8 protein-coding genes and 2 pseudogenes are annotated in these 9,329 nt (G+C 27.8%); 7 read left to right on the top strand and 3 right to left on the bottom strand.

What is annotated here, in order from left to right:
* The 6 genes and pseudogenes from H9632_RS18450 to H9632_RS18425 all read left to right on the top strand — a co-directional run.
* Positions 1-549: pseudogene (locus H9632_RS18450) on the top strand (hypothetical protein); the annotation flags it as partial.
* Entirely contained in the window at positions 542-1,288 is a 747-nt protein-coding gene (locus H9632_RS18445) for an ABC-three component system middle component 1 (protein WP_191705522.1), read from the top strand. The pseudogene H9632_RS18450 and the gene H9632_RS18445, both read left to right, overlap by 8 nt.
* A gap of 7 nt (positions 1,289-1,295) precedes the next feature.
* Positions 1,296-3,692 (top strand): AAA family ATPase, encoded by a 2,397-nt coding sequence (locus H9632_RS18440; protein ID WP_191705521.1) that lies wholly within the window; start codon positions 1,296-1,298, stop codon positions 3,690-3,692.
* 25 nt (positions 3,693-3,717) lie between these two features.
* Positions 3,718-4,311 (top strand): hypothetical protein, encoded by a 594-nt coding sequence (locus H9632_RS18435; protein ID WP_191705520.1) that lies wholly within the window; start codon positions 3,718-3,720, stop codon positions 4,309-4,311.
* A 497-nt stretch (positions 4,312-4,808) separates the two neighbouring features.
* Complete coding sequence (locus H9632_RS18430; protein WP_191705519.1) at positions 4,809-5,582, top strand: hypothetical protein; 774 nt, start codon at positions 4,809-4,811, stop codon at positions 5,580-5,582.
* Positions 5,576-6,520, top strand: a complete 945-nt coding sequence (locus H9632_RS18425) for a DUF3307 domain-containing protein (RefSeq protein ID WP_191705518.1) — start codon at positions 5,576-5,578, stop codon at positions 6,518-6,520. The genes H9632_RS18430 and H9632_RS18425 overlap by 7 nt, the downstream gene beginning before the upstream one ends.
* 467 nt (positions 6,521-6,987) lie before the next feature.
* On the opposite strand, the gene H9632_RS18420 is transcribed toward H9632_RS18425, so the two are convergent.
* Positions 6,988-7,152, bottom strand: a complete 165-nt coding sequence (locus H9632_RS18420; protein WP_191705517.1) for a 3'-5' exonuclease — start codon at positions 7,150-7,152, stop codon at positions 6,988-6,990.
* A 451-nt stretch (positions 7,153-7,603) separates the two neighbouring features.
* On the opposite strand from H9632_RS18420, the gene H9632_RS18415 reads away from it, so the two are divergent.
* Entirely contained in the window at positions 7,604-7,912 is a 309-nt protein-coding gene (locus H9632_RS18415; RefSeq protein ID WP_191705516.1) for a GIY-YIG nuclease family protein, read from the top strand.
* On the opposite strand, the gene istB is transcribed toward H9632_RS18415, so the two are convergent.
* Together istB and H9632_RS18405 are read right to left on the bottom strand one after the other, a co-directional pair.
* Positions 7,886-8,608, bottom strand: coding sequence for an IS21-like element helper ATPase IstB (istB, locus tag H9632_RS18410; RefSeq protein WP_191705515.1), 723 nt, complete (start codon positions 8,606-8,608; stop codon positions 7,886-7,888). The two genes, H9632_RS18415 and istB, sit on opposite strands and share 27 nt — an antisense overlap.
* Positions 8,601-9,329: pseudogene (locus H9632_RS18405) on the bottom strand (IS21 family transposase); the annotation flags it as partial. The gene istB and the pseudogene H9632_RS18405, both read right to left, overlap by 8 nt.

The raw sequence follows: 9,329 nt of genomic DNA, 5'->3' as shown, positions 1-9,329 counted from the left end.
GTATTAGATTTAATAAAAAGAGTATATATAAATTTTGATGAAGAAGAATTTTTATTATTATGCCATAAAATAAATCCTCATATAGTATTAGATTTTAAAGAGAACTTTATAAATTTAGGTGAACTAGTTTCATATCGTTTTATGAGTTATCCATGGTTTCAGGCCTTAGTTGATTTCCATGAAAGTATTGCTGATGAAAATCTTTCTATTAATATGAATAAATCTAGCTATCTAGCTACTACAATTGCCCACACTATTCAATTACCGGATCCAAAGGATTCTCCATTTTATCAAAAACAAATAAATGCACATATCGATGCGGCTATAAGTGAAATTGCAATAAATATATTAGAAAATAATATGATTTATAAAGAACTTTATAAAGTGGATTTTATTATTACAGGAAATATAAATAAGCCATTAAATGATTACATTAATAAGGTTACAGTTACAAAAGAATATGAAAAATCTCATATTTTATCAATAAAAGACATTCACTTAATTGATTTAAATGAATGTAGATTAAAAGGAGAAGACAAAGATGAATGACATTAAAGAACTAATTAGGAAAGTTTTTGATGAAATTGAATATAAAATAAAAGATTTTTCGTTTGTTGATACTAATGATAAGTTGCTTAACGAAAGTTTATTTATTCAGAATACTAATAAAAAAACTTATTATCTTATCTTGTTTTTAGAAGATGAAAAATTATTACATAACTTAGTAAAAAATCAGTCGAGGTACTTCTATTTATTAAAAGAGTTTTTTGGAGAAGATCCAAACATTGAAAAGAATACGTCTATATTGATTCTTATAAATTCTAAAAATGTTTCAGAGAAAATAATTTTCAATATTGAAGAAAATCCATATTACTTCCGGAAATATATACTACAATACTCAGATGCTGAATTTAATGAAATGAAAAATGTCTATTCAGAAAAAATAAGTACAACTGGCATATTAAAAGTATTTAATGAAATAATAAGTGATGTAAATTTGTTTGCAAACTTCAAAATAAATCCGGATAGTGAAAAAGTTTATAGTTTTGTTTCAAGAATTTTTATAAAACTTTCAGTTCTTGGATTAAATGTCGAAAATAAACAAGTAAATTCATTAAGAGCAATGATTGATGATGCCCTTGAAAAAAAGAAGTTATATATTAAAAAACAAAAAATAGATGAAATAAAATTTAAATATAAAAAGACCAATGATGATATATCTGAGGAATATCAAATAAATGATGAATTATTAGAAGAATTAATCAATCTAGTTGAATATAAGGAGTGAAAGTGAAATGAGTTTATATATAAACCGAATATATATAAAGAATTTTAAACTTTTTAATAGTTTATCGCAGCCAATAGAAATTGACAGTAAAAATTTAATTGTATTAGATGGGCCAAACGGTTTTGGGAAAACTTCTATATTTGATGTAATTGAACTAATACTTACAGATAAATTAAAAAGAATAAGAAAAGCAGATTCAAGGAATAGATATAAAGATTTGTTGTTAAAAAACAATAATTCTGAAGAAAGTCTATTAAAAGTAGAATTTATTAATGAGCATGGTGAACCTCAATTCACATTAGCTAAAAAAATTGAAGCAGATTATAGTACGGAAAAAAACTTACCGAATGACTTTGACATATTTAAAACACATATTCTTTCAGATTTTAACGATAATTTATCTGGAGATACTTTAATTCAAGATTATAATGAAATTGTCAAGAAATTCGGAGCGAATTTAAAAGAAGTTTTTAATTTAATTCACTACGTTGAACAAGAAGATAATAAATTATTGTTAAAAATGAATGAAAATGAAAGACTAGAACAATTAGCTTCTCTTTTTAATACTGAAGATGAACAACAAGAAGAAGAATATTATACAAATTTAAGGAATTATGTAAAAACAAAGAAAGAAGATTTAACTCAGAAAATAGCTAGTTTAAATGCAGATATAGATAAAATGAATATAAGTATTGAAACTGAAACAGGAAATAAAGAATACCTTAAATTATTGCCACATTTAACTATCAGTGAGCCCTGGGATTTAGAAGATTTAGATATAAAAGATAATACACAATTAGAAAAATATTTAAGAGACTTAGAAGATATAAAATGCTTTATTAAAAATTTTGAAGATTATAATTCAGTAAAACTAAATAAGTCAATAAATCATTACATAGAATCGCCAAACTTAATTCAAGATTATATTATTATTACTTCAAAAAATTCCGGAATTGAAAAACTGAAGTTACGATATGAATCGCAGGTAGAGATTTTTAAAATTATTAAAGATTTAGAGAAGGCATCATTTATTACAAAGTGGAAAGAAATAGATTTCAAAAAAGTTTTAGAAAGTAACTTGACGGGGGCTCAACTACTTTCAGAAGAAGGTTATATAACAATAACTGAAAAAATAAATGAACTCATTAAATTGGAAGAAAGCTCAACACAAACTTCTAATAGTTTAAGAGAATTATTTAATATTAGGAGTAATTTTGTAGAACAATTTAAACAGAAACATTCAATACATCCAGAAATTATAGATTCGCACTGCCCACTTTGTGGTAATGATTGGGAAACAGTTGACAATCTTATTGGTGCAATTGAACAAAAAAGAAGTTTTTTACAAAGTTTATTAGATGATGTTTCTAATACTATTAACAAAAGTTTAGAAGAGCTACATTCCGAAGAAATAACAAATATTATTGAATCTGGTAACTTATTTTTTAATAAACAAAATAAATTGCTTATTAGTAGTGATAATCATAACCAGTTTATTCAAGGTCAAAGGAACGTTAATAATGTTAGAGAATTTGAAAAGTGGCTGAATCATAATTCTATAGTATTAGACCAGATCATTGAAAAAACAGATGACTATTTAAATCCAAAAGAACTTGAAATTAAATATCAAAAAATCATCGAGATATTAAAAAGTAAATATAATAAAGTTACTAATGGTGAATCAATAGTATTGGATATAGAAAAATACGATTTAATATTTAATCGGTACTTCTTAAATGATTCGATTGCCGTTAAATTCTGTAACGAAGGGGCAATTAATAATAAAATAAGCTTTATTAAAACATCTTATTATAATGATGTACTTAAGAAGAAAAAGGAATTACAAAATGTATTAGAAGAGTCTGAACTATATATAAATAAATACAATCTTCTATATAAAGACTTAGATAATATAGTTAAAGAATATAAAAATAAAACTAAGCTATATTGGAAAAAAATAATAAAAGATATAGAAATAATTTTCTATATTTATTCAGGTAAGATACTCCAAAGTCATCCTACAGGATTAGGAATATTCATGAAAGAAAGTGGAGCAAAAAGTATAAGGTTTATTACACATCCTGAAAAAGACCATGATGTATCTAATTTTATGAGTTCAGGACAATTGGCGGCTATTACTCTTTCTCTTACACTTGCAATAAATAAAGTATATGGTAATAAAGGATTATCAACTTTATTAATAGATGATCCTTTACAAACGATGGATGATATTAATATTTCTTCATTCTTAGATTTATTAAGGAATGATTTTAGTAACAAACAAATTATTTTGTCTACTCACGAAGAGCACGTAACAAAATATATGTTGTATAAATTTTCTAATTACAATTTAGAAACTCAGTCTTTAAATTTAAGAGAAAAATATTATTCTGAAAATATATAAAATAAATCTTGGAGGGAATGAAATTATGGAATTCAATGGAGAGTCTAGAATTTCTATAGATCACACTAAGGAACATTTTTTAGGATTAGCTCTTGATTTAAATTCGGATAAAAATTGGGATCAAGCAATCAAGATTTTTAGAAACCGTATAGAAGGAAGATATTTAAATGTTATAGATGAATTAATTAATAGAAAATCTTTATTAGAAGATGGATTTATAATTATGGCATTAAATTGTTTATTAATTGAGACATTACTACAATTTAGAGATGGTTCTGATGAAACAAAAGGTGGAAATAGACAACGTTATTCGGAGTTTCTTGAAGAAGAATTTCCACATATTTTTAATTTAAAATTAGCAAAAAAGTTTTATTCTGATATAAGATGTGGGATACTTCATTCTGCACAAACAAAAGGTAAGAGTAAACTTACTTTTGATAAAGATTATGTGGTTAAATTCGATAAAAGTGGAAGAGAAGGGTATATATTAGTAGATGTAAAAAATTTCACATTAGAAATTAAAGCTTATTATTTCAGATACCTTGAGATGATTGAACAAAATGTAGGAGAGGTAAGAGAAAAATTTAGAGACAAAATGTTATATATTTGCTTGAAATAAAAAATTGGATGTTTCAGTTAGTTAATCTTATATTATATAATTATAGTCAAAAACGTAGTCAAAAAAATTAATTGCCCCCGCAGCTATTGATATATCAGTACTTTGAGACGGTTAGTTCGACTCCCACCGTCTCCATAGAATGAATTTTATAGGAATTCAATGAGTGTCAAAATCCTTTATTATTAAGGGTTTTGGCACTTTTTATATTTCATTGAGTTTCAATGAATGTCAAAACCCTTGTGAATCAAGGGTTTTTTGTTTTGTCTAAATCATATAATGTTATTCACTGTAATTTAATTTCAGGAAAAATCTATTCAGTTTCTATTTAAAATTTGTTTACATAGTTAAATATAAGCCTTTTCCTCCATTTGATAAATCCGGTTATCTATCCGGATTAAGATGGAATCCGGTTATTTCACCGGATTTATGTATAATCCGGTTATTTCGCCGGATTAGTGGTATAATTTTTTAAGAGATATTAAAAGGTAGGTGCTAAAATGAAAAAACCTGTTTCATTATTTATATTAGATGTAACAAATTCTACGGGATTCCCAGGTGACTTAGAGGCTTATTTGACCGAATGGCAAGATACTTTAAGAAAGATAAATTCGAAAACACCTTTATTGGTCAAACATCGTCAGGGTGATGAAATAATTTGCTTAGTAGAAGGGTTTGTAGGTGCTTTTTTAATAGCTAATTATATTGTTTATAATTGGAGTTACACTAAGAATATGCCTTACTTTGGTATTTCTTGTGGTTTTATTGATAGAAAATTTAATGAATTGGATATAGATACATGGAGCGATGTGCTAGTGAAAGATGCCAAAGATGCTAATAACATAATTAAAAATAATAAAAATCGAAAAAAAATAATGGAATTTAATCCTTTTAGCTATTTTTCAAAACAAGATAGGGGCTTAATCAATGCATTTTTAGATTTGCAAAGTTTAATTATATTACAACAAACACCTAGACAAAGGGAAATTCTCGGTTTGTACAGTTTATATCATTCACAAAAAGAAGTAGCTTTAGTAATTAATAAATCAACATCAACAATTTCAGAACATTATATAGGTGGGAATGTTGAAATTATATTAGAGACAGCTAATGCCTTATATAAATCAATTGAATATATAGAAAGACAATTACATTGCGAATTAGATAATAAAGATACGGATATAGTATTAATCAATAGTTTTAGCTACACTGAACTAGAAAAATCTATTCGAGAGAAATTAAAGCAGTCTAATCTAAGGAGGAATAAATGGTAACTTTAATACTCATTTTGGGGCATTTTATAGCAGATTTTCCCTTTCAAACTGCAAATATGGTAAAAAATAAATCAAAGGATATTGGGGTAGTGATTAAGCATATTACTATTCATTTATTCACTTATTTAGTCTTAATTGGAATATCGTTATACTTAAGTTTAATACAATATGATTTCTTATTATTGATAACAATTATTCTTATATGTTTAATACATTTCATAACAGATCTTATAAAAGAAATGTTAAATGAAAGAGTAAACACTGATGTAAATAATATTAATAGCTATATAAAAAATCTGAAAATGGCTCTATTATATATCACAGACCAAATAATTCATCTCGTAACAATATATATAGTAGTTAAGTTGTTACTAATGGATGGTTCGATAAATTTGAGACAGATTTTTGTTGCTATTGAGTCTAAAAATAATCTAGATTTGAGTCTCACAGCTCAAATAATCTGCTCAATGATAATAGTATTAATTAATACATATTTTTGGGGATATCTAATAGGTTTAATCCTTAAAGAATTCAAACCATCCAATAAGGTGGTTGAAACAGTATTAGAGGGTAATTTTAAATCAACTAATCTAAATCTAAGTTATCAAAGTCTTAATTTTAATGATATTGATGATGAAATTAATGCTTATAAAATGCTCCAAAATGAAGATGTAAAGTTGAATAAAAAGATAATTATGATAAAGGATTCTCCACCAAAAGCAGGAATGTGGATAGGAATTTTAGAACGGAATTTAATCTTAATATTCTGTTTAAGTAATAATTTGGGTGGAATAGGTTTCTTAGTTGCTATGAAAGCTTTAACAAGGTTTAAACAATTCGATGATAAAAGCTTTGCAGAATACTATTTAATTGGGACCATGTTAAGTGTTATATTTGGTGTAATTGCTGGATATTTAATGAAATATATTTGGAGTTGAATTTATGAAAGTTAGGTTTGGAATTAATTTTCTAAACCTAGCTTTTTATTTAAAAAAGTAATATTCGAGATATTCACCAGAATACCACAAGTTTTCACTTCGTATACGCAACATGGTGAAGGGCATTCATCTAGGATAATAGGACATATCGAAAAAATAATTGATGATATAGAAGTTTTAAATAATTTAGAAATAGCAGAGTTGCTCTAGAGCAACTCTTATATATTTATTCTTCTAATTCATGAGGTTCATCTGACTCATTCATAAAGTTCGTAAACTGTTGAATATAGCTGACCCTTACGTGAGAAATGTCCATGTGCAGTTATACGTATGTATCTTAGCTGTTATTCACATGTAAAATAACAAGTATACATTTCAAAATTAGATATAGATTTTTCAAATAGATTAGAATCAAATTCAGTAATGAGTTTTGCATTTTCATCGAAAGTGAATAAACTCAAAGATGCTTACGCACGTGTTATTGCTACATAAAGTAGACGTCGTTCAACATTCCAATCAAATTCATTGCCAAGTTTTTCGGCTTGTGAAGGGTCTACTAAATCGGCAATAAATACGTAATCAAATTCTAGCCCTTTTGCGGTATGAAACGATGTGAAATAAAATTCCTCCATTCATGTATTTTCTATTTAATTATATGGTAAATTATTCAAGTTAACTATTATAAATTTATATAAAAATTTGCATTAATTTTGTAATTGATAGAAATTAATTACCAACATTATTTAATAATAATGCATTCTTCACTTACCCCATTCTTGTGCAGGTTGTAAATGGTATGACACTCCTAAATTTGCGCTATAAAGTCTCTACTATCGGGAATAAGCACTTGTATCGATTTTTTGTAAAAATAAAAAATAATCGATTAATTAATTGATTATGGTGAAGGATATTATATAGTTAATCTATGTTTTGGACTATTAATTCATTTAAGACTGAGATATTTCATTCACATATTACTTCTATAATGGAATAGTTTCACGTTACTTTGTTATCATTAAGATGATATTTAGAATTGCTTTTTACCATAGGAGAAGACCGTAGAAATAATGAGTAGGTGATTAAATGTCAGCAATCGAAATCCTATCTTGGGCATTCAAACAAGATAGCATCAACCAGATAAATAACGCAGAGCAATATTTAAATTATCCTGTTATTTACGTATTGAACGGTAACAAAGAGGCTTATATCGGTGAAACGGTTTATTTCAAAAATCGTATGAAAGCCCATTTAAAGGCACGTAAAAATATCGACCAAATTAATCTCATCAAGCATGATGTATTTTGCAAGAGAAAAGTGCAGAGAATTGCAACGAAAAATACAGAGTGTTGCCACCCGATAATTTCCCTATTTTCTCGACAATGCATTTGTTAAACGGAAGCTCTGGCCCGTGTAGGAAATAATGTGGGCGTGATGAATCAAACGATCCACCAGAGCTGCCGTTAAACGTGAATCCGAGAAAATGCGGTTCCACTGACTAAATTCTAAATTTGAAGTGATAATTAAGCTCTTTTGTTCATAGAACTCTGAAATAATTTGAAACAGTAATTCTGCTCCTTCTTTGCCGAAAGGCAAATAACCCATTTCATCTAAAATCATTAAATCAACTTTCTCTAATTTACTTCTAAACTGCTTCAATTTCCCCGTATTTAGGGCTTGCTCTAGCTCCTCAACTAAATGCGATACACGATAAAAACGTACTTCAAATCCATGCTCACAAGCCTTTCGGCCAAGGGCAGAAGCTAAATGTGTTTTACCTGTTCCAGGTGCGCCAACTAAAATGACGTTCTCTTTTCTTCGAATAAAATCTAGCTGTTCTAACTCATCTTTCGTTAAATGGCTAGGAAAACAAATATCTTTATGCCACTGGTAGCTTTCTAGCGTTTTTGTATCAATGAAACGAGCTTGTTTCAAGTTACGTGCTATTTTTGCTTGTTCTCTGCCAAGCTGCTCTTTTAATAAAACTTGATACAGATATTCTTCCGGCTCAGTAAAAGGCACTTCTTTAATTGCTTCTGCTACATATGCTAATCTCAATTGCTTACAGAGTGTTAAAATATCTTCATTCATGATTTAACACCTCCGTCCCTTTTGGGGATAAGGCATCATATTCTGTCCAATTAACACCGTAAGGATGTTCAGTTTCTTCAGCCTCACGGCCAATATAATTATAAAAATTTTGATCAATACCATTCATATCATGTGTAAGTAACAGTGTCAGTAATTCATTAATCCGTTGTTTTCTTAACGCAAGTGAAGGAACTGTTAAATACTCTTTAATGCGCGTTGGCAGATAGATTGAGTAACGGGAATGCCCTACAACACGTGGTTTTTTCAACCAATCTTTTAAGATTTCCTTCCATGGAATAAAACGACGTTTTCTCATATAAGGTCGGGCATCAGATAATAAAATTTCTCCGTCATTTGTGATGACTTTATACGAATCCCAGTAGGTCACACAAGAAAGCTGGACGTAGTTTCTTGCTCTTGGCACATGAATCAAATGCCCATCAAGTTTGAATTCATTATATTTATTAAACTTGATTAAAAACTGTTTAAATACCGGATACGGTTTTTCAGGTAATTTGATTAATTGCTTTTGCTCGCGCTGCCACAGTTCATCAATCATTACTTCTTTTTTATAATGAACTCGTTGACGATCCTTGATTAATTGTTGTTCTAATTGATTCGTTAAATCTTCAAGATCCTTTATTACCGGAGCATTCCTGTTAGAAGGATTTTCGGGGACTTGAAAACAAAAAAGCCCTCTTGTATGATGCTTGAGTGTCAA

Origin of the sequence: Solibacillus merdavium (assembly GCF_014836935.1) — a bacterium.
Classification (GTDB): Bacteria; Bacillota; Bacilli; order Bacillales_A; family Planococcaceae; genus Solibacillus; species Solibacillus ferritrahens.
Note: the sequence above shows the minus strand (reverse complement) of the source record. Positions and strands in the feature narration are given on the sequence as shown.

Excerpts from the sequence above, each read along its gene's own strand:
- H9632_RS18435 (WP_191705520.1), top strand. The coding sequence starts at position 3,718 with ATGGAATTCAATGGAGAGTCTAGAATTTCTATAGATCACACTAAGGAA.
- H9632_RS18420 (WP_191705517.1), bottom strand. The coding sequence starts at position 7,152 with ATGGAGGAATTTTATTTCACATCGTTTCATACCGCAAAAGGGCTAGAA.
- H9632_RS18430 (WP_191705519.1), top strand. The coding sequence starts at position 4,809 with ATGAAAAAACCTGTTTCATTATTTATATTAGATGTAACAAATTCTACG.
- H9632_RS18425 (WP_191705518.1), top strand. The coding sequence starts at position 5,576 with ATGGTAACTTTAATACTCATTTTGGGGCATTTTATAGCAGATTTTCCC.
- H9632_RS18415 (WP_191705516.1), top strand. The coding sequence starts at position 7,604 with ATGTCAGCAATCGAAATCCTATCTTGGGCATTCAAACAAGATAGCATC.
- H9632_RS18440 (WP_191705521.1), top strand. The coding sequence starts at position 1,296 with ATGAGTTTATATATAAACCGAATATATATAAAGAATTTTAAACTTTTT.
- istB (WP_191705515.1), bottom strand. The coding sequence starts at position 8,608 with ATGAATGAAGATATTTTAACACTCTGTAAGCAATTGAGATTAGCATAT.
- H9632_RS18445 (WP_191705522.1), top strand. The coding sequence starts at position 542 with ATGAATGACATTAAAGAACTAATTAGGAAAGTTTTTGATGAAATTGAA.